The organism is Leifsonia xyli subsp. cynodontis (assembly GCF_050632205.1).
GTDB classification, from domain to species: domain Bacteria; phylum Actinomycetota; class Actinomycetes; order Actinomycetales; family Microbacteriaceae; genus Leifsonia; species Leifsonia xyli_D.
Window position 1 is genome coordinate 1,324,551 of sequence record NZ_CP192578.1, and the last position, 25,814, is coordinate 1,350,364.

The window sequence follows — 25,814 nt, forward strand, 5'->3', positions numbered from 1 at the left end:
CAAGCCCCGTGAAGTGATATATTCTGGAAATGCGAGGACATGTTCCTCGCTTTTTTGTTGCCGCAGGGGCTGCGCGCGGCCTACCCTCCCAATCACTTTCTGAGAGTGATCGGAGAAAACTCATGCCGTCCCCAACCATCGTCCTCGTCCATGGAGCCTTCGCTGACGCCGCCAGTTGGGCACCCGTCACCCGCCTGCTGCTCGACCGGGGCCATACGGTCGTCGCGCCACCGCTGTACATGCGAAGCCTCGTCGCCGACGCCGCATCCCTGAGAGCGTTCGTCGAGCACATCGACGGCCCGGTCATCCTCGCCGGGCATTCCTATGGAGGCGCGGTGATCACGATCGCGGGGGAGGCGGCCAACGTCGTCGGGCTCGTCTATGTCTCCGGCTACGCCCTGGATGCAGGCGAAACCATCTCGAAGCTGCAGGGCGGCTTTCCCGACTCGGAACTCATCGCGAATCTCGTCTTCACGCCGTTCCCCATCCCGGGTCAGGAGGACGGCTCCGACGTCTCCGTGAAGATCGACGCCTTTCCGCACATCTTCGCCGCAGGCCTCGACCCGCGCGTCAGCGAAGTCCTCGCCGTCTCACAGCGTCCGCTGGCCGCTTCGGTGTTCGACGAAGCGGCGCCGGGCGCCGCCTGGAAGACCAAGCCGGCCTGGGGGATCGTCTCGGCGGGGGACCACACCATCAACCCGGACGTCGAACGTTTCGGTTACCAGCGCGCCGGGGGACCACACCATCAACCCGGACGTCGAACGTTTCGGTTACCAGCGCGCCGGGATCGCCGACGTCACCGAGCTGGATGCGCCGCACCTGGTCATGCAGACCAACCCCCAGGATGTGGTCGACGTGATCGAACGAGCCGTGGCGGGGAGTGGGGACGCGAAGAGCTGAGTGACGTCGTTCAGCGGCGTGCAGCCGGGCTACGTCGTTTTAAGCTGACATAATGTGCATTATCAGCGGAAGGGATTTGACCTCCTGACAGCGGACGGTGCGAGCGATATCCTCAGCACGAACCGCCCAGGAAGGCGGCAGCCACTGCGAAGGGATGAAGCAATGAGCCTCAACGATCCGACCGGTCACGAGTTCCACGAATTCTCCCTGGACGCCCGCACCATGACGCGCTCCGCCATCAACGCCATCCGCACGGCGCTCGGCATCAGCGGCGCCGTCGGCCTCATCCTCGGGATCGTGCTGCTGTTCTGGCCCGAGAAGACGATCGCCGTGCTCGCGATCTTCCTCGGGATCTACTTCCTGGTCGCCGGCGTGCTCCGGCTCGGCGTCGGGATCTTCAGCCGCGGGATGAGCGGCGGCGCCCGCGCGCTCAACATCATTCTCGGAGTACTGCTCATCTTCGTCGGCATCATCGCGCTGAAGAACGTCTCGGCCGCAGCGGTGACGCTCGTGATCTTCACGGTGGCGTTCATCGGCGTCGGGTGGATCATCGAGGGAGTCATGGCACTGGCCGAGGCGGGCCGGTCGCCGTCCACCGGCTGGTCCATCACGTTCGGCATCCTCAGCATCCTCGCCGGGATCGTGGTGCTGGTGCTCCCCGTCTCGTCCGCCGCGTTCCTGCTGCTGTTCGCCGCGATCGCGCTGATCGTGCTCGGGATCATCGGGATCGTCCGCGCCTTCACGTTCGGACGCGACGTGCTGAAGGCGACGGAGTCCGCCTCGACCGCCCCGCGCGTCGCCTGAACCGACCGCACACGGAACGGCCCCGCTCACGATGCGAGCGGGGCCGTTCCTGCGTTCAACGGTGGTTGGTGCGGCTGGGCAGGTGCTGCGCCCACCAGTCCAGGATGATGTCGAACCGTTCGCGACGGTGGCGCGGGCGGCCGCTCCGGCTCAGCTCGTGGTCCTCCCCGGGGAAGATCACGAGCTCCGTCTCGACGCCGCGCCGTTTGAGCGCCGCGTAGTAGCGCTCGGCCTGACCGAGCGGGCACCGCAGGTCGGCCGACGAGTGCAGCACCAGGGTCGGCGTCCGCACCCGGTCGACGACCGCCTGGGGGCTCTGCGACCGCATGAGCTCGGGATCGGTGCCCGTGTACTCGTCGCCGAAGAAGCTGCCGATGTCACTGGTGCCGACGAACGCCTCCGGGTCCAGGAACCCGCGCTCGACGATCGCCCCGGCGAAACGGTGATCGTGCGCGATCGTCCACGCCGTCAGGTATCCCCCGTACGAACCGCCCATGATGCCGACGCGGTCGCCGTCGAGCCCGGGCACCTGCGCGATGGCACCCTCGAGGAAGTCGATGACATCCGCCAGGTCGACGGTGCCCATCTTCTGCCGGATCACGCGCCCGTGCTCTTGGCCGTAGCCGGCGGAACCACGCGGGTTGGACATCACCACGGCGTACCCGGCAGCCGCGTAGACCTGCGCCTCGTCGAAGAGCGCGCCGGTGTAGGCCGCGAACGGGCCGCCGTGGATGTTGAGGAGCACGGGATGCGGCCCCTCGCCCTCTGGCACGAGAACCCAGCCGTGCACCGGGTAGCCGTCGCGGCCGGTGACCGTCAGCTCCGTCGGCGCGATGACGCCCTTGGCGCGCAGCGGAGCCGAGAGGTCCGTCAGCCGGTGCAGTCCCTCCGTGTCGACCATTGCGACGTCGCCGCTGGTGCGGGCGTCGGCGAAGGTGACGACGATGGTCTCGCCTGCGACGCCCGCTCCCCCGATGACCGTCTTCTCGTCAGTCAGGGTCCGAAGCTCTCCATCGGCGGTAACCGACGTCAGTACCAGAGCGCCGCGGCGGCGGTCCTGGACCAGGACGGCGTCGTCACGGTACGCCGCGATGTCCGACTCCGTGAAGTCCACCGTCTCCGGGTCCGTGAGCCGGCGCGGGGCGTCGCCCGGGGCGCCGATGACATACAGCGCGGTGTTGCGCGCGACGAAGTCCCGGCCGCTCTCCCCCACATCCTGAGCGGTGAAGAACAGGGCGCCGCCGTCTGCGAACTGCGCATCCACGACGCTGTACGACCCGTGCTGCCCGGTGAGGTCGCGGGCGTCGCCGCCCTCGACCGGGACGGTGAACACGTTCGAGCGCAGGTCGATGTCGCGACTCGCGTGGCGCGCCGAGACGAAGGCGATGGCCCGCCCGTCCGGTGAGAACGAGATCGATCCGTCGTCCCACGGGCCCTCGGTGAGCCGCCGCGGCTCGGCGACGGCCGGCGCGGGATCGCTCGAGCCGTCGGGCTGGGCGACAGGCGCCGGTGCCGGCGGGGCCCAGACGTCGGGGACGTTGACGACGTAGATGTGTGCGCGCCGGTCGTTCGTGTAGCCGAGCCCGTTCGCCTGATATTTCAGTGTGTCGATGCGGCGGGCCGGCTCCCCGTTCGGGTCGATCCCCTCCACCGTTCCGTACCGGCCCTGCTCCGGCTCTCGGCTGACGAACGCGAGCGCTCGGCCGTCCGGCGACCAGGCGAACTCCGTGACGCCGAGCGTGCGGTCCGTGACGGCGACCGGCTCTCCCCCGGCGGCGTCGACGACGAACAGCTGCGGCGGACGCTTCGGCTCGGCACGCAGGAAGGCGAGCAGACGGCCGTCGGGCGAGAACTGCGGTGCGGTGTCGCGGAACCCGCGCGTGAGCAGCTTCGGTGCAGCGTGCCCGCTGAGCGGGATCGTCCACAGCTGGCCGACGGTGGCGTCTGCCGAGAGCGAGGGATGCATCACCGAGACGACGGCGCGGCCGCCTCCCGGGTGCACGGTCGGTGTGGAGACGCCGACGAGCAGGTCGAGGTCGGCGGCCCTCATCCGGGCAGCTCGGAGTCGGTGATCGGCGTGAAGCTGGACACGTCACCGACCAAGCGGGTGTGGTCGGCGGGGATGGGGTCGATCACCGCCGCGGCGACCTCGGCGGCGAACTCGCTGACGTTGTAGAGGCGTCCGGCGGCTTCCTTGCGCGCGTCGATGGCGCCCGGGTTGAGGCGGTTGAGCAGCGTCGCGGTGATGGTGCCCTCGATCATGTCGCCCGAGACGACGACGAACTCGACGCCCTTCTCCTCCAGCGTCGGCAGGAGGGCGCGGAGCGCATCCTCGCCCGCTCGCTTGCTGAGCGCCACCGCCTCGTACTCGGGCATGGTCGGCGTCGTCGCGATGAAGTGCGCCTGGTGGCTGGTCACGAAGACGACGCGCGAGCCCTCGCCGAGCAGCGGCAGCGCTGCGGTGAGCGTATTGACCTGGGCGTCGCGGTTGAGCTGCATCGCGTAGTCCTCGGCCATACCCGACTCCATACCGCCCGAGGCGTTGAGCACGAGGATGTCGAGGCCGCCCCAGGCCCCCTCGACTGTCCGGAACATGGCCGCGACCGACTCGGGATCCGTCAGATCGGCTCCGACGGCGAGAGCCGTGCCGCCCGCGTCGACGATCGCGTCGACGAGCTTCGCCGCGCGCGCCTCCTTGTTGCGGTAGTTGATCACCACGCTCGCGCCGGCGTCGGCCAGGTACTGAGCAGTGTCGGCTCCGATGCCGCGGGACGAACCGGTCACGAGGGCGCGCTTGCCCGTCAGCGAACCAGGGGAAAGGGGTTTGCCACGAATACTCCTCGGCGTCGATGTCTGCATCCTGAGACTACCAAGTGGGTCCGACGCGGCGTCGGTGCGTGCTGGTACGGTCATACCAAACGGTGAAAGGGGGACGTCATGGACATCACGTCCTTCGCCTGGATCGCGTGGCTGGTCCTCATCCTCGTCTTCGTGATCGTCGAGATGCTCACGCTCGACTTCGTCTTCCTGATGATGGCCATCGGCAGCCTCGGCGGCCTGCTCTCGGGCCTGTTCGGCGCACCCTGGTGGCTGCAGCTCATCATCGCGGCCATCCTCTCGGTCGTCCTCATCTTCTTCATCCGGCCGCCGCTGCTGCACGCGCTCAAACGCGGCGGCGACCCGGCCAAGAGCAACGTCGACCGGCTGATCGGGATGGGAGGAGTCGTCGTCTCGACCGTCACGCGCGCATCCGGCCTGGTCAAGCTCCAGATCGGCGAGACCTGGACGGCGCGGCTGGCCGGCACCTCTCCTCCGGAGCTGGTGCCCGGCGAGCACGTCGTCGTCGTCGCGATCGAGGGGGCCACCGCCGTCGTCGCCCCCGCACCGGTCTCCGCAGGAAGCGACGGCGTGACCGAGAGGATCGCCCCATGAACGACACCAGTCAGCTGGTCGTGACCATCGTGGTCAGTGTGATCGTGCTGATCATCGCGATCTTCGTACTGGTCACGCTGTTCCGCTCGATCCGCATCATCCCGCAGGCGCGGGCCGGAGTCGTGGAGCGGCTGGGCCGGTACCACAAGACGCTGATGCCCGGTCTGAACGTCGTCGTGCCGTTCATCGACAAGGTGCGGCCGCTCATCGACATGCGCGAGCAGGTCGTGTCGTTCCCGCCGCAGCCGGTCATCACCGAGGACAACCTCGTCGTGTCGATCGACACGGTGGTCTACTTCCAGGTGACGGATGCGCGCGCCGCGACGTACGAGATCGCCAACTACCTCGGCGCGGTCGAGCAGCTGACCACGACCACCCTCCGCAACGTGGTCGGCGGCCTCAACCTCGAAGAGGCGCTGACCAGCCGTGACAACATCAACGGCCAGCTGCGTCTCGTGCTCGACGAGGCCACGGGCAAGTGGGGCATCCGCGTCTCCCGGGTCGAGCTCAAGGCCATCGACCCGCCCACGTCCATCCAGGACTCGATGGAGAAGCAGATGCGCGCGGAGCGCGACCGGCGTGCGCTGATCCTGACGGCCGAGGGAACGAAGCAGTCCGAGATCCTGAACGCGGAGGGTCTGCGGCAGGCCGCCATCCTGCGCGCCGAGGGCGACGCCAAGGCCGCTGTGCTGCGAGCGGAGGGCGAGGCGAAGGCGATCACCACGGTGTTCGGCGCGATCCACGAGGGCAATCCGGACAATCTTCTGCTCGCGTACCAGTACCTCCAGACGCTCCCCAAGCTGGCGGAGGGCGCGTCGAACAAGCTGTGGATCATCCCCAGCGAGCTGACGGAGGCGCTGAAGGGCATCGGGACGGCCTTCGGGTCGGCCGGCGCGCCGCGCGGCGACGGCACGGGAGGAAGCTCCGGAGGAGGCGCCCACGCGCAGCCCGAGCCGGCCCAGGCCGCGACGGCGCAGACACCGCCCGTTGCTCCCCGGCGTCGCCGACCGCGTGACGTTCCTCGACGGGCGGCCACCGCGCGTCATCGCGCATCGCGGCCTGGCGGTCGACGCGCCCGAGAACACGCTGCTCGCGTTCCTGCGCGCGCTCTCCGCCGGCGCGACGCACCTGGAGACCGACATCCACGCGTCCGCCGACGGGGTCGCGGTCATCGCCCACGACCCGGACCTCTCCCGGGTCGCCGGCCGCGACCTCCGGATCGCACAGCTGACGATGCGCGAGCTGCGCCGCATCGACCTCGGACACGGCCAGGCCTTCTGCTCCCTCGCGGAGGCGCTCGACGCCTTCCCCCAGGCTCGCTTCAACATCGACGTGAAGGATGCGCGCGCCGCCGGACCCGCGGTGGACGCCCTTCGCGCCGCCCGGGCGACCGACCGCGTGCTCATCACCAGCTTCTCCCCCGACCGCAGGCGCGCCGTGACGGACAGCCTCCCGGGTGTCGCCTCCTCCCCCGCGGTCTCCGAGGTCCTGCCGGCCCTCGCCGGCGCGAAGACCGGCCTGGCGTCGCTCGTGCGCCGCTCGCTGCGGGGCTTCGCGGCGGTCCAGATCCCCGAACGTCGCGGGCCGGTGCAGCTCGTCACACGGCGCACGGTGAACAGCATCCACGCGGCCGGGGCCGAGGTGCATGTCTGGACCGTGAACGAGCCCGGCGACATGATCCGCCTGCTCGACCTCGGGGTCGACGGCATCGTGACCGACCGCTGCGACGTGCTCCGCCGGGTGGTCGACGCACGGCGCTGAACCGGGCCCGGAAGGCCCGAGGACTCTGTGAGGGCACTGGGAGAACGGCCGCCCCGGAAAGAGAATCCCCAGCTTGACGGTTTATAACTGTGAGGATTCGCGCGCACAGAGGAGAACCACACAATGGCAGATCGCAGCTTGCGCGGAATGAGACTCGGCGCCCAGAGCCTACAGAGCGAAGAAGGCGTCGTCTACTCTCCGCGTTCCCGTTACACGTACCTTTGCCCGGCTTGCGGCAAGGAGACCGAGACCGTGTTCTCGGCCGAGGCTGAGGCCCCCGACACCTGGGAGTGCAAGCACTGCGGGCAGGAGGCCCGCCGGCTCGTCAACGACACCCCCGTCGAGGTCGACCACACCGACGTCAAGACGCCGCGCAGCCACTGGGACATGCTGCTCGAGCGCCGCACCCGCGCCGAGCTCGAGGAGCTCCTGGAGGAGCGCCTGCAGTACCTGCGGGCACGTCGCGGCACCAGCGAGCACAAGCACAGCGCCTGACGGGCGCCGTCCGACGCTCCGCCGTCACCCGAGGCCGTTCTCACCCGCGTGGTGAGAACGGCCTTCTCACGTCCACCGGCGGGTTGCGCCGCCCCAGGGCGGCCGCGAGCAGCCCGAAGAGCCCGAGGCCGGCGACCAGGAACTCGATTCCCCGGCTGAGCAGCGTCGCGGGGGTCGTCGTCGTGCCGAGCGGCACATCCGCCACCATGTGTCCGGGCGTGAACGGCGGGATCGAGCTGATCGTGCGTCCGTCCGGTCCGACGATCTGGCTGCTGCCGACGGTCGAGATGTTCACCAGCGACCTGCCCGCCTCGATCGCGCGGAGCCGGGCGATCGCCAGCTGCTGCTGGTTCTCGTCGGTCTCGCCGAAGTCGGCGTTGTTCGTCTGCGCGAGGATCACCTGCGCTCCCCGCGCATCATGTCGGTGAGCAGCTGGTCGTCGACGATGTCGAAGCAGATCGAGATACCGGCACGCACCCCGCCGATGTCGAAGACGTTGTCGCGGGTGCCGGGCGTGTAGTCGCGGCCGATCAGGTCGATGAGGGCCGGGGCGAACGGGCGCCAGAAGGCGCGGTCGGGCACGTACTCGCCGAAGGGCACGGGGTGCTTCTTGTCGTAGAAGTCGACCGCGCCCGTGCCCGCCTCCCACTGCAGCGAGGTGTTGTAGAGCTTGTCGTCGCGCTGCGTGATGGTGCCGACGATGAAGGGCGCGCCGTACCTGCGGCTGAGAGCGTCGAGCACGGCGGCGTTGCCCGGGTCGCGGGTCGGATCCGGCAGCGCCGATCCCTCCGGCCAGACCACCATGTCGATCTTCTTGGCGCCCGTCGCCTCAGACGCGGGGATCCGCAGGGTCTCGGCCACCTGGGTGTCGAACACGGCGCCCGGCGGAGCGTCGTCGAAGTACCCGGCGGGCCCGTTGCCCTGCACGGCCGCGATGCGCGTGGTGCCCTTCGTGGTCGCAGGCCACGCCGGGATCGCGAACAGCAGCGCCACGGCGATGCCGGCGAGCAGCGCGCGCGGGGTGCGCCGCACATCCACCGCCCCGCACAGCTCGACCAGGAACGCGACGAGCCACACCATGGCGAAGCTCAGCCCCGAGATCCCCAGCCAGGCGACCAGCGGCGCGAGCGGGCTGGTCGACTGCGACTCGGCGACGCGCCCCCACGAGAAGCCGCCGTACGGCCAGGTGCCGGTCACGAACTCCCGCAGCACCCACAGGCCCGCGAGGACGACCGGCAGCAGGCCCACGCGGCCGAGAACGGTCGGGAAGGCGCGGGGCACCCAGCGGTAGGCGAGGCTGATGAGGATGCCGCCCGCACCCCAGAACAGCGCCTCCAGGGTCGACAGCGCGATCCACGGCACCGGGCCGAGGTAGAGGGCGGTCCAGGCGACGTGGACGAGGTAGAACGACTCGCCGGCGAGGAAGCCCACGAGGAACGCCGTCCCGGGCCGTCGGCCGCGCTGGGCCACGAGGACCATCGCGATGCCGACGAAGGTCAGCGGCCACCAGTCGAGGGCGGGGAACCCGGCGTCGAGCACGGGACCCGCGCCCAGGGCGACCAGCACCGCGACCCACAGCGGAAGGGTGGGTCGCGGGACGGTGTGCACGAAGGGAGAGCCTAAGGCATCCAGCTATGGGCGCCGCTCAGGCGACCGACGAGTACGCGACGATCCCGCGCCGGATGGACTCCAGCGCCTGGCGGGCGACCCGGCCGACGTTGCCCTGCGCCACGAGCGACAGCTGGTCGAGGAGGTCGATCGTCTGCTTGGCCCAGCGGACGAAGTCGCCCGCCGCCATGTCCGCCTCGCTCAGCACCGCATCCAGTCCCGAGCCGCGGGACCACATCCACATCGCCAGGGAGATCGCCGTCGACGGCGGCTCGCTGCCCGGGAGGCGGTGCTCCTGCTCCAGGTCGTCGAGCGTGCTCCAGAGGGTCGTCGTCTTCTCGAGCGCCGGGCGGAACGCACCGCGCGGAAGCGTGCGCTCGTTGGCGAGGCCCTCGTCCCGCCGCGGTTCGAAGACGAGCGCGCACGCCATCGCGGCGAGCCCGGGTGCGTCGAGGTCCTTCCAGACGTTGCGCCGCAGGCACTCGGCGACCAGCAGGTCCCGCTCGCCGTAGATGCGCTTCAGCGTGCGACCGTGCACGGTCAGGGCCGTTTCGCCGTCCTGGTCCACCAGGTAGCCGAGCTCGAGCAGCACGTCGGAGACCCGGTCGAACACCTTCGCCACCGCGCCCGTGCGCGACTGGATCTGCGCGCGCAGGCGGTCGGTGTCGCGCTTCAGCTTCCACCAGCGCTCCGCCCAGCGGGCGTGCTGCTCCCGCTCGGTGCAGCGGTGGCACGGGTGGTCCTTCATCCGCTTGCGCAGGGCGGCGAGCTGACGCTGCCGCTTCTCGCGGTCGGCGTTCGAGGTCGTCTCGACCCGTGAGCCCTTGCGCTCCAGGTCGGTCAGCTCGCGGCGGATCGAGAAGTACTCCCGGAAGTCGCCGAGGTGGCAGGTCATGGCCTCCTCGTAGCCGGCGAGCGACTGCTCCTGCTGCATGGCCTTCCGGGCGAGGTCGACGACCGCGCGGTCGGCCTGGAACTGGGCGAACGACGACTCCAGGATCTCGCGGGTGCGAGGGCGCCCGAACTGGTCGATCAGGTTGACCGCCATGTTGTACGTCGGCCGGAAGCTCGAGTTCAGCGGGTAGCTGCGCCGCGAAGCGAGCGAGGCGACGGACTGCGGGTCGAGCCCGTCCTCCCACTGGATGACGCTGTGCCCCTCGACGTCGATGCCGCGGCGGCCGGCGCGACCGGTCAGCTGCGTGTACTCCCCCGGCGTGATCGGCACGCGCGCCTCGCCGTTGAACTTCTCCAGCTTCTCGAGCACCACCGTGCGGGCGGGCATGTTGATGCCGAGCGCGAGCGTCTCCGTCGCGAAGACGACTTTCACGAGCTTGCGGCGGAAGAGCTCCTCCACGACCTCCTTGAAGGCAGGGAGCAGCCCGGCGTGGTGGGCGGCGACACCGCGCTCCAGGCCCTCCAGCCACTCCCAGTAGCCGAGCACCGCGAGGTCCTCGTCGAGGAGGGTGCGGCAGCGCTCCTCCACGATGGCGCGGATCTCCTCCCGCTCGTGCTTCTCGGTGAGCCGTACGCCCGCACGGAGGACCTGCTTGACGGCGGCGTCGCAGCCGTTGCGGCTGAAGATGAAGAAGATGGCGGGAAGCAGATTGCGGTCGTCGAGAAGGGCCACCAGATCGGCGCGGTTCATCCGGAACGCGTCGGGGCGGCCGCCCTTCGAGTGGTAGCGGCCCACATCCTTCATCTGACGGCTGCTGAGCACCCGTCCGCCGTAGCGGGCCATCTGCACGAGTTCCGGGTTGACCCGGTTGGTCGCAGCGAGGCCCGACGAGTCGAACAGATCGATCAGCTTCGACCGCATCAGGATGTGCTGCTCCAGCGGCACCGGCCGCTCCTCCGACACGATGACCTCCGTGTCGCCGCGCACCGCCTGCAGCCAGTCGCCGAACTCCTCCGCGTTCGACACGGTGGCGCTGAGCGACACCATCCGCACCTCCGACGGCAGGTGGATGATGACCTCCTCCCACACCGCGCCGCGGAAGCGGTCGGCCAGGTAGTGCACCTCGTCCATGACGACGTAGGCGAGGTCGGTGAGCAGGTCGGAGTCGGCGTAGAGCATGTTGCGCAGCACCTCGGTCGTCATGACCACGATCCGGGCGCGCGAGTTGATGTTGGTGTCGCCGGTCAGCAGGCCGACCGATTCCGGGCCGTACGCCTCGACGAACTCCTGGAACTTCTGGTTGCTCAGCGCCTTCATCGGCGTCGTGTAGAAGACCTTCGCGTTGGCCTCGCGCATCGCGAGGAAGACCGCGAATTCGGCGACGATGGTCTTGCCTGCGCCCGTCGGTGCGGCGACGAGCACGCTGCTCCCCCGCTCCAGGGACGCGCACGCCTCGCGCTGGAACGGGTCGAGATCGAACCGCAGGCCATCGCGGAACGTCTCGAGCAGGGGCTGCCGGGCCCGGTCGCGGGAGGCGGCGTACCGCTCCGCCGGCGAGAGCGTCTGGTCGGTCACCCGCCCAGCCTATGCCCGCCGCACGACACTAGGCCGCGAGCTCGGCCTCCAGCCGGTCGGCGGCCTTCGCCGCGCGACGGTCGTGGATCCAGGCGACGCCGTACGCCGCGAAATACAGCGCCACCATCGGGATCGCCAGCAGGAACATCGACAGCACGTCCGCGGCGGGAGTGGCGATCGCGGTGAACAGGGCGATCAGGATGAGCGCCCACCGCCACGACGCGATGATCGACTTGGCGCTCAGCACGCCCACGAAGTTGAGCAGCACGAGGAAGACGGGCAGCACGAACGCGATGCCGACGGCGATCACGAGCTTGAGGATGAAGTCGAAGTACGTCTTCGCGCCGATGATCGCCGCGTCGTCGGCGGGCGCGAAGCTGGTCAGCAGCCCGACGATGTGCGGCACGAGCAGCCAGCCGCACACGCCGCCGGCGATGAACAGGGGCACGGCCGTGAAGAAGAAGCCGAAGCCGTACTTCAGCTCCTTGCGGGTCATCGCCGGCACGAAGAACGCCCAGATCTGGTAGAGCCAGAACGGGCTGGAGATGATCGCGCCGATCGTGATCGCGACCTGCATCTTCAGGTCGAACGCGCCGGTGATGCTGTCGTAGTTCAGCATGGCCTCGCGGCCCTGTTGCTTCGCGATGGCGGTGATCGGGCCGCGCATCGCATCCATCACGTAGTCGCTGAGGAACCAGCCGATCACGGACCCGACGAGCAACGCCAGGGCGGAGCGGAAGAGGCGTTTGCGAAGCTCGATGAAGTGCTCGGCGAGCGTCATCCGTCCTTCGCGGTTCTTGCCTCGCTTCGTGGAGGCCACCGGACTAGGACTTCGGGTTGGACTCGGTCGAGGGGTCGACCGGAGCAGGGGTCGGCGTCACGGGAGCCTGGGCCGAGTTCTGTGCGGTGCCGTCGGCGGCAGCGCCGTCTTTGCCGTCCTTCTTCAGCTCGTCGACCTCGCCCTTGAAGATGCGCATCGACTGGCCGATGCTCTTCGCGAGCGCCGGGAGCTTCGGCGCACCGAACAGCAGCAGGATCACGGCGAGGATGATGAGCAAGTGCCATCCGGTCAGTCCTGCGAACATGAGATCAGGTCCTCTTCAAAAGGTGGGCGAAGCGATCCGGAACCGTCGCCGGATCCACATCGACGAGTAGTCTACCGCGCCTGACCCGCGCATCCCTGCGAGCTTGCCGGGCATAGCGCCGCCGTACGACCAGCGCCTCGCGCTCGGCGCGCAGCGTCTCGACATCCGCCAGCACGGCCGGCTCGAAGGCCTCGTGCAACTCGTCGGCGCGCCGGGAGAGCACCTCGGCCTTCTCCATCAGCGCGGCGGCCTCGCGGCCCGCGGCGACGACCTTGCGGAACAGCCACCAGGCGAAGAAACCGAGCATGCCGAGCAGACCGAGCACGAGCACGGTCCAGATCACCAGCCACGACCACCAGGGCATGCCGCCAGCCTAGCGCGCGGCGCACAGGCTGCCGCGTGGTCGGAACGGGAGGAGTTCCGCCCGCGACGCGCCGCGAATGGCGGGATACGGAGGCAATGCGGGTCACCGCCGCGCGGGAACTCCTCCGTTTTCCAGTGCGGACGGCTCCGCCGCGCGCGTCAGCGGTCAGCGGTAGCGGTCGACGCCCGCCTGTGCCCAGCCCGCGACGATCCGCCGCGCCTCGGGCGGGTCGAGCACCGTGAGCACGCCGGACAGCCCCGCGACGAGGCGCTTGAGCCCGTGGAAGTGGGCGACCCGCACGCTGGTGCGGATGACTCCCCCGCGCTCGACGCGGTCCGCGCCCTCGGGGATGTAATCCTCGATGAGCGGGATGGCCGAAGCCGACACCTCGACCGTGACCAGCTGATCCTCGTCCGTCCCGGTGAAGAGCGTCTCGGGCAGCTTCACGTCGCCGGGCCGGTAGGTGATCGCCTCGGTCGTCGCCACGAGATCGTCGATCCGGTCGAGGCGGAAGGTGCGGATGGCCGTGCGCAGGTGATCCCACCCCCGCAGGTACCAGTCCTGGTCGACGGATTCGATGCGCAGCGGGTCGACCCGGCGGCGCTCCCGCTCGCCGCGCGAGCTGAGGTAGTCGAACTCGACCTGGACGCCGGCGATGACCGCATCCCGGATGGTCGCCAGCGCCTCGTCCGTCTCCGAGCGGGCGACGGCCAGCTGGCTCGGGGCAGCGGAGGCGCCGCGCGCGAGCTTGGCCATCAGCGAGCCGATCGCATCCCGGTCGGCGTTCTCCGGGAGCGCGGTGAGGTACTGCAGCCCGGCGATGAGCGCCGCGGCCTCGCGGGCGGAGAACCGGGGCGAGTCGTCGATGGCGACCTGGTGCGTGAGGACGATCTGGTCGTTCTCCTCGAAGTCGTCCCAGGCGATGTCGAACAGGTCGCCCGGCTGGTACGCGTTCGTCTCGCCCGGGATGCCGGAGACGGCGATCAGCCGCACGGCGTCGCGCAGCTGCGCCTGCTCCACGCCGAAGTGCTCGGCGGCCTCGGCGACGCTCACGCGGTCGCGGTCCATCAGGTACGGGACGAGAGCGAGCAGGAACGCCAGCTTGTCCTGCGCCTGCATCGGCGGCTTGCGGCGCTCAGCCATCGGTCCCCTCCCCTCCACGCGGTGCGCGGCGACCGTCGCCTCCAGCCGGGCGAGCACCAGCTCGCGCAGCTCCGGCGGGGCCAGCACGACGACCTCCGGCCCGAACGAGGCGAGCTGATCGGCCAGGATGTTGCTGTCCGAGAAGTTGACGGTCAGCCGCAGCGGCTCGCCCTCCGCTCCGACCGGCACGGCATCGCCGTAGCGCTTGCCGAGCCGGGTGGCGGCATCCGTTCCCGCGGTCACCTCGATCTCGGCGACGTTCGACTCCCAGATCCGCTCGAGCTCCAGCAGCGCGCGCTCGGCGAACTCCTCGCCCTCCACGCGGTACTGCTCGGGGTCGAACGCGCGTGACGTCAGCTTGACCGGGCCGACGATCCGCGAGAGAAGGAACGTGCGGGAGGCGCCGGCGCCCTGGTCGATGCCCTGCAGGTGCCAGCGGCCCTGATGCTGTACGAGCGCGAGCGGCGCCACGGTGCGCTGGCGGGACGCGCTCTCACCGGGCTTGAGGTACGGGAACTGCACCATGACGTGACGCTCCAGCGCCTGGCTGAGCGGCTCGAAGGCGGCTTCGCGCACACGGAGCCGCGGGGCGTAGCCGACGACCGGGTCGTCCGCCTCGACGCCCAGCGACCGGAGCTTCATCAGGGCGCGCCGCGACTCCCCCGAGAGCGAGCCCTCGCGCCAGACGGCGGCGGCGAGGCCCAGCAGCGTGAGCTCCTCCGGAGAGAAGCTGACATCCGACGGGAGGTCGTATGCCCCTTTCGGAATGCGGTACCGCAGCAGCTGGTTGTTGCCTGACGCCTCCGGCGCCTCCACGGTCTCGAGCGGGACGCCGAGCTCGCGGATGTCGTCCTTGTCGCGCTCGAACTGCCGCTCGAGACTGCCGTTGTCACCGTGCGGCTCGTACCGCTGGCGGTACCCCTGCACGGTCGACAGGATCTCGCTCTTCGTCAGGCCGTTCTCGGTCGCGAGCAGCGCCAGCACGAGACTGAACAGGCGCTCCTCGACCGGGACGCGCGCGGGCGAAGACGAGGAACGGGACACCCGTCCATCCTAGTGCTCGCGGTCAGCGGATCCCCAGGATGTCGACCACCCAGGCGGACGCCGGCACCTGGCCCTCGGCGGGCGCCTCGATGACGACCTGCGAGCCGACCGTCTTGCCGACGAGCTGGCCGAGCACGCTCTGCGGCAGCGCCTGGTTCAGCTGGCTCTGACCGGTCTTGATGGAGACGAGGTCGGGAGAGCCGGACTGCCAGCTGGAGAACAGGACGTTCTTGTTCTCCCAGCCGAGCGCCGTGTACTGCAGGATGACGAGCGAGTCCTTCTTCACCGTCCCGCCGTCGCCGACCTTGAGCTGCTCGGTGCGGAGCGACTTCGGCGCCCCGCCGGACGACGGGAGGGTGATGCCCGGCTGGCCGGTCGGCGCGAGCACGACCGTCGGGAAGCCGTTGACGGACGGGCGGACCGCGCCGTTCGCCTTCGCCAGGTACGCCTTCAGGATGTCGACGACGATGACGCCGGAGCTGGTCGCCCCCTGGCCGCCCGCATCCTTCGGCGAGATGACGACCGCGACGCGCGAGCCGACCGGCGCGCACTGGAGTCCCTTGCTGAGCGCCTCGTTGCCCGAGCCGAGGGCGAGCGGATAGGAGTCGCCGCTGCCGTAGGAGGTCTGCTGCACCTGGCCCGTCTTGCCGTCGAGGATCGTGTACTGGATCTCCACGACCTGACCCCGGTGCACCTCCTCGCCGGTGCCCTCGGTGAGGATGCTGCGCTCCGACTTCGTCGTGTTCAGCGGGGTGGGCACGGTGATCTTCGGCTTCGAGCCGATCTTCCCGGTCGCCTCCACCAGCTGGGATGCGCTGCCCGACGGGAGCGCGGTGCCGCAGTCGTCGTTCGGGTTCGTCGAGCATCCGGTCAGAACTGCGGCCACCAGTCCGGCGGCGACCACGACGGCGGACGTTCTTCCGATGGTGACTCTGCGCACGTGTTCTCTTTCGGTCGGGGCGTGAGACGGCCCATTCATGCTAGCCGACGCCGGGTGCGTCCTCGTCCGCGCCGTCCGCATCGGCGGAGCCGGCGTCGCGGCCCTTGGCGAGCTCCGCGCTGGCGGTCGCCTCGCGCATCCGCTTGCGCAGGCTCTTCGGGCTGGAGGTCCGCTCGCCGAGCGCGCCGGGCGTCCACGCCTCGACGTCCTCGTCCGAGTAGTCCGACTTCGACGGCCGGCGCTTGAGCTCCGGCAGCACGGTGTCCGGAGCGAGCCGGCGTGCCGTGATCAGGAAGCCGGTGTGGGCGATCATCCGGTGATCCGGGCGGACCGCCAGGCCCTCGACGTGCCAGCCGCGCACCATCGTCTCGTTCGACTGCGGGTGCGTGTAGTGACCGGACGCACGGATGGCCTCGGCGACGCGCGAGAGCTGGGTGACGGTCGCGACGTAGCAGATGACGACGCCGCCCGGCTTGAGCGCGGCGGTGACCGCATCCAGGGTCTCCCACGGCGCCAGCATGTCGAGCACCACGCGATCGACGCTGCCCGGCTCGACCGCCTCGGGAAGCGTGTCCTGCAGATCGCCGACGGTCAGCGTCCAGTTGTCCGGGTCGCCGCCGAGGAAGGTCGCGGCGTTGGCGCGCGCCACGTCCGCGAACTCCTCGCGGCGCTCGAACGACAGCAGGCGGCCCTCCGGACCGATGGCACGGAGCAGCCACAGCGACAGCGCGCCGGAGCCGACGCCCGCCTCCACCACCGTCGCACCCGGGAAGATGTCGGCCAGCGCCAGGATCTGCGCCGCATCCTTCGGGTAGACGATCGCTGCGCCGCGCGGCATCGACATGACGAAGTCGGTGAGGAGCGGACGCAGGGCGAGGTGCTCGACGCCGGCGTTGTTCGTGACGACCGAGCCGTCCGGCAGGCCGATGATGGCGTCGTGCTCCAGCACACCCCGATGGCTGTGGAAGAGCTTCCCGGGCTCGAGCGTGATGGTGTTCAGCCGTCCCTTGGGGCCGGTGAGCTGCACGCGGTCGCCCGCGCGGAAGGGTCCGGAGCTGCGCCGCGTCTCGTTCATCGGGTGGCCTCCTCGCGGCGCGCACGGGCGACGGCGGCGACGTCGTCGGCCGTGCGTCCCTCCAGCGAATCCCAGAGCGTGTGCTCGTCCGATTCCGGCAGCGGCACGATGTGCGGCACGCCGATCGCGGTCGCCCCCGACGCCACGGCGGACGCCAGGCCGACCAGCGAGTCCTCGATCGCGACCGCATCCCGTGGCTCGACACCGAGCAGGCGCGCGGCCCGCAGATACGGCTCCGGCGCCGGCTTCGGCTCGTCGACCTCGTCGCCGCTGACGATCACGTCGAACGCGTCGAACGGGATGTGGGCGACGATCTGCTCGGCCATCCGGCGCACCGACATGGTGACCAGGGCCGTGCGGATGCCGCGCTCGCGCAGCGACTCCAGCAGCTCGCGGGCGCCGGCGCGCCACGGCACGCCCTGCTCGTCGAGCTTCTGCTGCACGCGGTCCGTCAGCCAGTGCACGATCTCGTCCGCACTCATCGCGACGCCGCGGGACTGGAGGATCTCGGCGGAGTTCCAGAGGCCCAGGCCGACCAGCAGCAGGCCGTCGTCGTGCGTCCACGTTCCGCCGAACGAGCCGACGAGCTCCTGCTCGGACGCCATCCAGTACGGCTCGGTGTCGACGAGGGTGCCATCCATGTCCCACAGCACGGCGGCGGGCAGCGCGGCCGCATCCGGGGTGGGATCCGACGGGAGGGGGCCTGTTCGCTGCGGGGGAAGACGCGGTCACAACGGGCAAGTCTATCGGGAGAGGTGCGGGCCTATCCTTGAGGGATGGCAGCCCGACCGGCTCGCCAGGAAGGGACGAGGGACGACTTCGTGACTGACGGAAAGAACATCCTCGGAGGCCGCATCCTCGTGGTGGCGTTCGAAGGCTGGAACGACGCCGGCGAGGCCGCCAGCGGTGCGGTGAAGACGCTGAAGGAACAGCTCGAAGTGGTGCCGATCGCCGAGGTCGACCCGGAGCTGTACTTCGACTTCCAGTTCAACCGCCCGGTGGTGACCGACGACGACGGCCGCAGGCGCCTGATCTGGCCCTCCGCGGTCGTCTACGGCCCGTCGCTCCCCGGGCGCGTCGGCGAAGACCTGGCCGAGGACGCCGAACTGGCCGTCACCGGGGACAACGCCGGCAACATCTTCCTTCTTCTCGGCACAGAGCCGTCGCGCAGCTGGCGCAGTTTCACCGCCGAGATCATGGATGTGGCGCTCGCGGCCGACATCGGTGCCGTCGTCTTCCTCGGCGCAATGCTGGCGGACGTACCGCACACCCGCCCGATCTCCGTCTTCGCCTCGAGTGACAACGCCGCCGTGCGCGCCGAGCTCGGCGTGGAGCGGTCGAACTACGAGGGTCCGGTCGGCATCCTGAGCGCGCTGGCCGAAGGGGCGGAGGACGTCGGCATCCCGACCATCATGATCTGGGCGTCCGTGCCGCACTACGTGCACAACGCGCCGAGCCCGAAGGCGGTGCTCGCGCTCATCGACAAGCTCGAGGAGCTCGTCGACGTCACCATCCCGCGCGGCACGCTCGTCGACGAGGCGGCCGCCTGGGAGGCGGGGATCGACGCCCTCGCGGCGGACGACGAGGAGATGGCGTCGTACATCCAGCAGCTCGAGCAGGCGCGCGACACCGTCGACTCCCCCGAGGCGAGCGGCGAGGCGATCGCGCAGGAGTTCGAGCGCTACCTGCGTCGCCGGGGCGACGGCCGCGACGGCGGGACCGCCGGCCGCGCGCCCGACGACCCGCGCCGCGGCTGAGCGCCGCGGGCGGGCCTGATCAGGCCTGCAGCGCGCCCGTGGCGAGCAGGATCATCAGCAGCACGCCGAGCGCGATGCGGTAGATCACGAACGGCAGGAAGCTGCGCCGCGAGATGTAGCCCATGAAGAACGCGATCACGAGCAGCCCGACGACGAAGGCGACGATCGTCGCGGCCGCGGTCTCCACCGGTCCGAAGACCTCCATGGTGCAGGTGCCCGCCTTCGCGAGCGCCTCGGTGCACGGCTCCTTGACGGCCTTGTACAGCTGGTAGAACCCGCTGCCGAACACGGCGGGCAGCGCGAGCAGGAACGAGTAGCGGGCCGCCGCGCGGCGCTGGTAGCCCATGAACAGCCCCGCCGTGATCGTGCCGCCGGAGCGGGACACGCCCGGGATGAGCGCGAGAGCCTGCGCGAGGCCGAAGATGATGCCGTCGATCCAGGTCAGTTCGCGAAGCCGCTTGGTCTTCGCCCCCACCCAGTCGGCGATGCCGAGCAGGATGCCGAACACGATCAGCGTCGTCGCCACGATCCAGAGCGACCGGAAGACGGTCTCGATCTGGTTCTGGAAGAACAGGCCGAGCACCACGATCGGGATGCTGCCGAGGATCACCAGCCAGCCCATCCGCGCGTCGGGGTCGTTCCGCGGGATCCGGCCGAACAGCGCGCGGAACCACTGGGTGACGATGCGGGCGATGTCCTTCCAGAAGTACAGCAGCACGGCCGCCTCGGTGCCGAGCTGGATGATGGCGGTGAAGCGGGCGCCCGGGTCGGCGCCGGTGCCGAGCAGCTCGCCGACGATGCGGATGTGGGCCGACGACGAGATCGGAAGGAACTCGGTGAGACCCTGGACGAGGCCGAGGATCAGGGCGTTGATGAAGTCCATGCGGTGTGGAGGATTCCCGGTTCGAGAGGGGCGCGGCTCAGTAGGAGCGCAGCAGGTCGCGGAGCACAGTCCTCCCGAACACTAGCGCGTCGAGCGGCACGCGCTCGTCGACACCGTGGAACATGCCCGGGAAGTCGAGGTCGGCCGGCAGCCGCAGCGGCGCGAAGCCGTACCCGGTGATGCCGAGACGGCTGAGAGCCTTGTTGTCGGTGCCTCCGGACAGCAGGTACGGCAGCACGGGCGCCCCGGGGTCGTGCTGCTGCAGCGTCCCCGTGATCGCGTCGACCAGCTCGCCTCCGAACTCGGCCTCGAGGCCGATGTCGCGGTGCATGACCTCGATCTCGACGTCGTCGCCGATCAGCTCGCGCACACGGGCGAGCACCGCATCCTCGTCGCCGGGGAGGGTGCGGATGTCGATCAGCGCCTCCGCCGTGTCGGGGATGACGTTGTGCTTGTAGCCGGCCTCGAGCAGGGTCGGGTTGGTCGTCGTGCGCAGCGTGGCGAGGATGAAGCCCGCGGCGGTGCCCGTGCGGATGACGACCTCGTCCGGTCCGACGCGCTGCGGGTCGACGTCGAGCAGCCGGCCCAGCTCGCCGATGAGGCGGGATGTGGTCGCGGTCAGCTGGATCGGCCAGTCCTGCCGGCCGATCGTGACGACCGCCTCGGCGAGCTTCGTGATGGCGTTGTCGCGGATGAGACGCGAGCCGTGGGCGGCGCGCCCGCGGGCGATCAGCTTGATCCAGACCAGCGACTTCTCGCCGGTCTGCAGCAGGTAGGCGCGACGGCCGGCGAGGTCGATCGAGTACCCGCCGACCTCGCTGATCGCCTCGGTCGCCCCCTCGAACAGCTCGGGGTGGTGGTCGACCAGATGGTGCGAGCCGCGCCGGCCGCCGTCTTCCTCGTCGGCGAAGAACGCGAGCACCAGATCGCGAGCGGGCCGCTCCCCGCGGCCAGGATGTCTCCGATCGCGGTCAGGATCATCGCATCCATGTTCTTCATGTCGACGGCGCCGCGGCCCCAGAGCAGGCCGTCTTTGATCTCACCGCCGAAGGGATCGACCGTCCAGTTGCGCGGGTCGGCGGGCACCACGTCCAGGTGGCCGTGCACCACCAGCGCCGGCTTCGCAGGGTCGGCGCCCTCGACGCGTGCGACGACGCTCGCCCGGCCCGGGTCGGACTCGAACACCTGCGGCTGGAGCCCCAGCGCGGCGAGCTTCGCCTCGACGTACGCGGCGGCCTCCGCTTCGCCGTTCGACCGGCCCTCGCCGTAGTTCGTCGTGTCGAAGCGGATGAGGTCGCGGGCGATGATCGCGGTCTCGTCGAGGCCGGACGAGGGGTCGCGGAGTTCGTCGGTCATCCCTTTACGCTACCGGGCGCGGCCGACGCTCAGCGCGCCACGCCCGGGGTGCTGTGCGGAGTGATCCGGCTGGGGAAAACCGTGCTAATGTCTTTCTTCGGCAGCCGGAGAAGTCCGGAAGCGCCCACCTGAGTCCGGGTGGCGGAAATGGCAGACGCGCTAGCTTGAGGTGCTAGTGCCCGTATAGGGCGTGGGGGTTCAAGTCCCCCTCGGACACCAGCAGGAGAACACGCAGAAGGCCCCGATCGTCACGATCGGGGCCTTCTGTGCTCCCGGAGCGGGGCTATGGTGTCGCTGTGCCCAGCGAGAAGCGCTCCTCCTCCAGCCTGTTCACCGTGCTGCTCGCCTTCGGGGCGAACATCCTGGTCGCGCTCGCGAAGACCGTGGCGGCCGTCATCACCGGATCGGCCTCCCTGGTCGCAGAGGCCGCTCACTCCTGGGCGGACGCGGGCAACGAGATCTTCCTGATCCAGGCCGAACGGGCGGCCGCGAAGCCGAGGGACGACTCGCACCCCGGCGGCTACGGACGCGACGCGTATGTGTGGAGCCTGTTCGCCGCGGTCGGCCTGTTCACCGCCGGAGCGGTCGTGTCGATCATGCACGGCGTGTCCGCGCTCGGCTCGGAGGAGAAGGACACAGAGTACCTGATCGGCTACATCGTGCTGGCCGCCGCCTTCGTCTTCGAGGGGATCTCGTTCATCCAGTCGTACCGGCAGGCGCACGCGAAGGCGTCGTCGAGCGGAACGGGGACTTTCGAGCACGTGCTGCGCACCTCGAACCCGACCCTGCGGGCGGTGTTCGCGGAGGACTCCGCCGCGCTCGGGGGCCTCGTGATCGCGTTCTTGGGCCTGCTGCTGCACCAGCTCACCGGGAACGCCTTCTGGGACGCGCTCGGCTCCATCCTGGTCGGCGTGCTGCTGGCGATCGTCGCCTTCGTCCTCATCGAGCGGAACCGGCGCTTCCTCGTGGGTCAGCCCGGATCCGACCGGGCATGGCAGGTCGCGCTGTCGGCGCTCCTGCAGCATCCCGAGGTCGAGAAGGTCACGTACCTGCACATCGAGTACGTCGGCCCGGAGCGCTTCTATCTGGTCGCCGCGGTCGACCTGCGCGGCGACGACCGGGAGTCGGATGTGGCCCTCGACCTGCGGGACGTCGAGGCCGAGCTCGAGCGCTCGCCCTGGATCACCGAGGCGGTTCTCACGCTGTCCCAGCCCGGTGCCGCGGCGCTGATCCCCGACGGCTCCGGCGAGCGGGACGCCACGCAATTGCGGTCATAGCGGACAGCATCCGACCGCATGCCCGGGCACAATGGAAGGCATGTCCAGCACCGGATCCCGAGCGCTCCAGCTCCTCTCGCTGCTCCAGACCCACCGCTACTGGCCGGGTCAGGAGCTCGCCGACCGCCTCGCCATCTCCCCCGCACGCTGCGCCGCGACATCGAGCGCCTGCGCGACCTCGGCTACCCCGTCGACGCCACGCGCGGTGTCGCCGGCGGCTACCAGCTCGCGGCCGGCGCCTCCCTGCCGCCCCTGGTGGTCGACGACGACGAGGCGGTCGCGCTCGCCGTCGGATTGCGGACAGCCGCGCAGAGCGGCATCGCGGGTGTCGACGAGGCGTCGGTCCGCGCCCTCGCGAAGGTCGTGCAGGTCATGCCGCCGCGACTCCGCCGCCGCGTCGACGCGCTGCGCATGACGACCCTCACCACCGCGCTGGGTCCGGCCCCGTCGGCCGACGCGGGCATCCTCACCGCCCTCGCCCAGGCCTGTCGCGACGAGGAGCGGATCGAGTTCGCCTACGTCGCGCGCGACGGTCAGGCGTCCACCCGCGCGGTCGAACCCCACCGCCTCGTCTCGATCGAGCGCCGCTGGTACCTCGTCGCCTACGACCTCACCCGCTTCGACTGGCGCAGCTTCCGCCTCGACCGCATCGCCGACCCCAAGCCGACGGGCACCCGCTTCCGGCCGCGCACCCTGCCGGCGGAGGATGCGGCCGAGTACGTGCGCGAGTCGCTGCACAGTGTCGTGGAACCGATGGTCGTGGAGGCGGTGGTCGAGGCACCGCACGACCGGGTGGTCGACGTGCTCGGGCGCTGGGCGAGTGTCGAGGACGGCGGCGACGGCACCAGCGCCGTGCGCATCACGGCGGACAGCGCCGAATGGGCCCTGTTCGGACTGGCAGCGGTGGATGCCCCGTTCCGCATCATCGGGCCGCAGGAGGCGGTGCTCGCCGCTGCCGACTGGGGTGAGCGGTTCACGCGGTCGGCGACCGAGCTGGCGGCGGAGGCGCAGGCCCCCGCCCCGGCCCCGTCCGAGGCCGACGCGACCCGCCCCCGGTAGACTGGAGGGGATGACGACAACAGCCCGAACCCCGAGCCCCGCCGACATCAAGAGGTGGCGGCGCTACCTCGCCGACGAGCGGGCCGAGGCGGCCGTGTACCGCGACCTCGCCAGCCGCCGTCAGGGCGAGGAGCGCGACATCCTGCTCGCCCTCGCCGAAGCGGAGCGGCGTCACGAGCAGCACTGGGTCGACCTCCTCGGGGAGCGCGCCGGCAAGCCGCTCCGCGGCGACGTGCGCACCCGGATGCTCGGCTGGCTCGCCCGCCGCTTCGGCTCCGTCTTCGTGCTCGCGCTCGCGCAGCGCGCGGAGGCACGATCGCCGTACGCCGCCGACAGCGACGCGACCCCGCAGATGGCCGCCGACGAGCAGGTGCACGAGGAGGTCGTGCGGGCGCTCGCCGCCCGCGGGCGGCAGCGGCTGTCGGGAACGTTCCGCGCCGCGGTCTTCGGCGCGAACGACGGCCTGGTCAGCAACCTGGCCCTGGTGCTCGGCATCAGCGCGAGCGGCGTCTCGAGCCAGGTCGTCCTCCTCACCGGCATCTCCGGCCTGCTCGCGGGCGCCCTCTCGATGGGCGCGGGCGAGTACGTCTCGGTGCGGTCGCAGCGCGAGCTGCTCGAGTCGACGACGCCGAACCCGGCGACCGGCTCCGCTCTCCCCCACCTCGACGTCGACGCGAACGAGCTCACCCTGGTCTACCGCGCCCGCGGCATGGCACCCGAGGAGGCGGCCGAGCACGCACGCGAGGTGCTCGCCGGCCTTCAGGCCGTGACGTCGCCTATCCCGCTCGTGCCCGAGCCGGCCGAGGACGAGCACGAGGCCGTCGGCACCGGATGGAGTGCGGCGATCTCGAGCTTCTGCTTCTTCGCCTCGGGGGCGCTCGTCCCCATCCTGCCGTTCCTGTTCGGGCTGACCGGCACGGCGGCGATCGTGGTCTCGGCCCTGCTCGTCGGCATCGTGCTGCTCGGGACGGGCGCGGTCGTCGGGGTGATGTCGGGCGCCTCGCCGCTCAAGCGGGCGGTGCGTCAGCTGCTCATCGGCTACGGCGCCGCGGCGGCGACGTACGTGCTCGGCCTGCTGTTCGGCGCGACCGTCGGCTGATCCGCGCTAGCGGCGTCGGCCCGCATCGGTGCCGTACGTGATCGCGCCCACCAGCGGGATGAGCAGGAACCACAGCCAGCTGTACTGGTAGCCCCACACCATCCCGGTGATGAAGAACAGGATCAGCGACACGAACGGGATGATCGAGACGGCGAGCAGGCCCCACCGGCTGGAGGGGTCACGGCGGCCCCACGGCGAGCCGTCGGCTGCCTGGCCGGGGTACGCCTGCTGCGCGTAGGACTGGTGGGCGTAGGGCTGCTGCGGCGGCGCCGCGCGCGGAGCATCGAGGTGCAGCCCGCCGGGCAGGTCGGCGAACAGCGGTGCGAGGTCGCCGCGGGTGACCGCCGACCGCGCGGCCGAGGTGCGCGTCTGCAGCTCTTGATCGGTCAGCCTCCCCTGTCCGGCGTGGGACTGGAGCGCCGCGACGGCGCGCTCCCGCTCGTCGTTGCTCAGGCGCAGCGACGCGCCGGACGGATCGGTGATGTCGGTCATGGACGCCAGTATGGCAGCGCCCGGTGCGCAATGCATGGAGTGCGCTCATTGCACTCATAGCGATCGCGTCGGCGTAATGACCGGCGTCCTCCGGAGTCTTAGTAGGTAGCGGGCCAGCGGCCTGCGTGCCGATCCACGACGACTAGGGGACATGCTGGCCATGACATCTCGCCCGGGAACCACGTCCATCCGTTCGCGCCGCCGGCGGGCGGGAATGCTCGCGGCCGTCTGCCTGATCATGGGGATGGCCGCGGGCATCCTGCTGCTCCCCCAGTACGTCTCCAACGCGACGACCACCGCCGTGTCGACGACGTACAAGACGGCCACCAACGAGACCACGGGGTCTGTCGCGGCGTCGTCGGACGCCCCCGGCGGCGCGAAGACGGGTACGGCGAAGCCGGGCGACACGATCAAGTGGGTCATCAGCTACGCCAACAAGACGACCGCGAACGCCGCCGTCACCCTCACCGACCTGCTGACCTCCGCCGGCACGTTCATCCCCGGTTCCCTGCAGCTGCCGCCCAACCCGAACCCGAAGGGCTCCTCTCGCCGCAGTACACGACGAACGGCGGCACGTCCTGGGTCGCCGGCACGCCCTCCGCGGGGGCCAACGGTGTCGGCTTCACCGGCACGCTCCTGCCGCCAGGCACGCAGCAGCTGTCACCCTCGTTCGCCAGCCCGCCCCCGGCCACCCTGACGCTCTCGAGCGGCGACACCTACAACGTCGCCCTCCGGAACGGGCTGGTCTACGGGATCGGGCATCACCGCAC

Annotated in this window: 21 protein-coding genes, 1 tRNA gene and 5 pseudogenes; 12 read left to right on the plus strand and 15 right to left on the minus strand. The window is 70.4% G+C overall.

The window, feature by feature from the left end; all coding sequences use genetic code 11:
* Positions 1–122 precede the first annotated feature (122 nt).
* Together ACQ86M_RS06590 and ACQ86M_RS06595 are read left to right on the plus strand one after the other, a co-directional pair.
* Positions 123–953 (plus strand): alpha/beta fold hydrolase, encoded by an 831-nt coding sequence (locus tag ACQ86M_RS06590; RefSeq protein ID WP_431247500.1) that lies wholly within the window; start codon positions 123–125, stop codon positions 951–953.
* A 109-nt stretch (positions 954–1,062) separates the two neighbouring features.
* Positions 1,063–1,704, plus strand: a complete 642-nt coding sequence (locus ACQ86M_RS06595; protein ID WP_431221281.1) for an HdeD family acid-resistance protein — start codon at positions 1,063–1,065, stop codon at positions 1,702–1,704.
* A 55-nt stretch (positions 1,705–1,759) separates the two neighbouring features.
* Here ACQ86M_RS06595 and ACQ86M_RS06600 read toward each other — a convergent pair whose 3' ends face one another.
* Positions 1,760–3,754 (minus strand): S9 family peptidase, encoded by a 1,995-nt coding sequence (locus ACQ86M_RS06600; protein ID WP_431247501.1) that lies wholly within the window; start codon positions 3,752–3,754, stop codon positions 1,760–1,762.
* Positions 3,751–4,563, minus strand: coding sequence for an SDR family oxidoreductase (locus tag ACQ86M_RS06605; RefSeq protein ID WP_431221282.1), 813 nt, complete (start codon positions 4,561–4,563; stop codon positions 3,751–3,753). The genes ACQ86M_RS06600 and ACQ86M_RS06605 overlap by 4 nt, the downstream gene beginning before the upstream one ends.
* Before the next feature lie 78 nt (positions 4,564–4,641).
* Here ACQ86M_RS06605 and ACQ86M_RS06610 point away from each other — a divergent pair, with 78 nt between their 5' ends.
* From ACQ86M_RS06610 to ACQ86M_RS06625, 4 genes and pseudogenes are all read left to right on the plus strand, one after another.
* Positions 4,642–5,136: an NfeD family protein gene (locus tag ACQ86M_RS06610; RefSeq protein ID WP_431247502.1), complete on the plus strand. Its 495-nt coding sequence runs from the start codon at positions 4,642–4,644 to the stop codon at positions 5,134–5,136.
* Positions 5,133–6,131, plus strand: a pseudogene (locus tag ACQ86M_RS06615) (SPFH domain-containing protein); the annotation flags it as partial. The gene ACQ86M_RS06610 and the pseudogene ACQ86M_RS06615, both read left to right, overlap by 4 nt.
* Positions 6,124–6,897, plus strand: coding sequence for a glycerophosphodiester phosphodiesterase family protein (locus ACQ86M_RS06620; RefSeq protein ID WP_431247503.1), 774 nt, complete (start codon positions 6,124–6,126; stop codon positions 6,895–6,897). The pseudogene ACQ86M_RS06615 and the gene ACQ86M_RS06620, both read left to right, overlap by 8 nt.
* A 123-nt stretch (positions 6,898–7,020) precedes the next feature.
* Positions 7,021–7,392: an RNA polymerase-binding protein RbpA gene (locus ACQ86M_RS06625; protein ID WP_431221286.1), complete on the plus strand. Its 372-nt coding sequence runs from the start codon at positions 7,021–7,023 to the stop codon at positions 7,390–7,392.
* A gap of 40 nt (positions 7,393–7,432) precedes the next feature.
* Here ACQ86M_RS06625 and lnt read toward each other — a convergent pair.
* The 10 genes and pseudogenes from lnt to ACQ86M_RS06675 all read right to left on the minus strand — a co-directional run bounded on the left by lnt (position 7,433) and on the right by ACQ86M_RS06675 (position 17,786).
* Positions 7,433–9,000, minus strand: a pseudogene (lnt, locus tag ACQ86M_RS06630) (apolipoprotein N-acyltransferase).
* A 37-nt stretch (positions 9,001–9,037) separates the two neighbouring features.
* Positions 9,038–11,470, minus strand: coding sequence for a DEAD/DEAH box helicase (locus tag ACQ86M_RS06635; protein WP_431247504.1), 2,433 nt, complete (start codon positions 11,468–11,470; stop codon positions 9,038–9,040).
* 28 nt (positions 11,471–11,498) lie between these two features.
* A complete protein-coding gene (gene tatC / locus ACQ86M_RS06640) occupies positions 11,499–12,251 on the minus strand; it encodes a twin-arginine translocase subunit TatC (RefSeq protein WP_431221433.1) in 753 nt (250 codons plus the stop codon).
* A 43-nt stretch (positions 12,252–12,294) separates the two neighbouring features.
* Positions 12,295–12,555 (minus strand): Sec-independent protein translocase subunit TatA, encoded by a 261-nt coding sequence (tatA, locus tag ACQ86M_RS06645; RefSeq protein ID WP_431247505.1) that lies wholly within the window; start codon positions 12,553–12,555, stop codon positions 12,295–12,297.
* Positions 12,556–12,559: 4 nt separating this feature from the next.
* A complete protein-coding gene (locus tag ACQ86M_RS06650; protein WP_431221290.1) occupies positions 12,560–12,919 on the minus strand; it encodes a hypothetical protein in 360 nt (119 codons plus the stop codon).
* A 165-nt stretch (positions 12,920–13,084) separates the two neighbouring features.
* Positions 13,085–14,062 carry a helix-turn-helix transcriptional regulator gene (locus ACQ86M_RS06655; protein ID WP_431221434.1) on the minus strand — a complete coding sequence of 326 codons (978 nt, stop codon included), beginning with the start codon at positions 14,060–14,062 and terminating at the stop codon, positions 13,085–13,087.
* An 18-nt stretch (positions 14,063–14,080) separates the two neighbouring features.
* Positions 14,081–15,106: pseudogene (locus ACQ86M_RS06660) on the minus strand (helix-turn-helix transcriptional regulator); the annotation flags it as partial.
* A 22-nt stretch (positions 15,107–15,128) separates the two neighbouring features.
* Positions 15,129–16,046, minus strand: coding sequence for a peptidylprolyl isomerase (locus ACQ86M_RS06665; protein ID WP_431247506.1), 918 nt, complete (start codon positions 16,044–16,046; stop codon positions 15,129–15,131).
* A 40-nt stretch (positions 16,047–16,086) separates the two neighbouring features.
* A complete protein-coding gene (locus ACQ86M_RS06670) occupies positions 16,087–17,121 on the minus strand; it encodes a tRNA (adenine-N1)-methyltransferase (RefSeq protein WP_431247507.1) in 1,035 nt (344 codons plus the stop codon).
* On the minus strand, positions 17,118–17,786 hold the full coding sequence (locus ACQ86M_RS06675) for an HAD family hydrolase (protein WP_431247857.1): 669 nt from the start codon (positions 17,784–17,786) through the stop codon (positions 17,118–17,120). The genes ACQ86M_RS06670 and ACQ86M_RS06675 overlap by 4 nt, the downstream gene beginning before the upstream one ends.
* 156 nt (positions 17,787–17,942) lie before the next feature.
* On the opposite strand from ACQ86M_RS06675, the gene ACQ86M_RS06680 reads away from it, so the two are divergent.
* Positions 17,943–18,878 carry a proteasome assembly chaperone family protein gene (locus ACQ86M_RS06680; RefSeq protein ID WP_431247508.1) on the plus strand — a complete coding sequence of 312 codons (936 nt, stop codon included), beginning with the start codon at positions 17,943–17,945 and terminating at the stop codon, positions 18,876–18,878.
* A 19-nt stretch (positions 18,879–18,897) separates the two neighbouring features.
* Here the strand turns inward: ACQ86M_RS06680 and ACQ86M_RS06685 are convergent, their stop codons facing one another.
* Positions 18,898–19,761 carry an undecaprenyl-diphosphate phosphatase gene (locus ACQ86M_RS06685; RefSeq protein ID WP_431247509.1) on the minus strand — a complete coding sequence of 288 codons (864 nt, stop codon included), beginning with the start codon at positions 19,759–19,761 and terminating at the stop codon, positions 18,898–18,900.
* A 37-nt stretch (positions 19,762–19,798) separates the two neighbouring features.
* Positions 19,799–21,117 (minus strand): annotated as a pseudogene (locus ACQ86M_RS06690) (M20/M25/M40 family metallo-hydrolase).
* A gap of 132 nt (positions 21,118–21,249) precedes the next feature.
* On the opposite strand from ACQ86M_RS06690, the gene ACQ86M_RS06695 reads away from it, so the two are divergent.
* From ACQ86M_RS06695 to ACQ86M_RS06710, 4 genes and pseudogenes are all read left to right on the plus strand, one after another.
* Positions 21,250–21,336, plus strand: a tRNA-Leu gene (locus ACQ86M_RS06695).
* Positions 21,337–21,413: 77 nt separating this feature from the next.
* On the plus strand, positions 21,414–22,394 hold the full coding sequence (locus tag ACQ86M_RS06700) for a cation diffusion facilitator family transporter (protein WP_431247510.1): 981 nt from the start codon (positions 21,414–21,416) through the stop codon (positions 22,392–22,394).
* 40 nt (positions 22,395–22,434) lie between these two features.
* A pseudogene (locus ACQ86M_RS06705) lies at positions 22,435–23,453 on the plus strand (helix-turn-helix transcriptional regulator).
* Between the two features lie 10 nt (positions 23,454–23,463).
* The gene (locus ACQ86M_RS06710; RefSeq protein ID WP_431247511.1) at positions 23,464–24,552 is read left to right on the plus strand and encodes a VIT1/CCC1 transporter family protein; all 1,089 of its coding nucleotides are present in this window, start codon (positions 23,464–23,466) and stop codon (positions 24,550–24,552) included.
* Positions 24,553–24,558: 6 nt separating this feature from the next.
* On the opposite strand, the gene ACQ86M_RS06715 is transcribed toward ACQ86M_RS06710, so the two are convergent.
* Positions 24,559–25,044, minus strand: coding sequence for a DUF1707 SHOCT-like domain-containing protein (locus ACQ86M_RS06715; RefSeq protein WP_431247512.1), 486 nt, complete (start codon positions 25,042–25,044; stop codon positions 24,559–24,561).
* A gap of 160 nt (positions 25,045–25,204) precedes the next feature.
* On the opposite strand from ACQ86M_RS06715, the gene ACQ86M_RS06720 reads away from it, so the two are divergent.
* Positions 25,205–25,741, plus strand: coding sequence for a hypothetical protein (locus ACQ86M_RS06720; protein WP_431247513.1), 537 nt, complete (start codon positions 25,205–25,207; stop codon positions 25,739–25,741).
* The last annotated feature ends 73 nt before the right edge of the window (positions 25,742–25,814 follow it).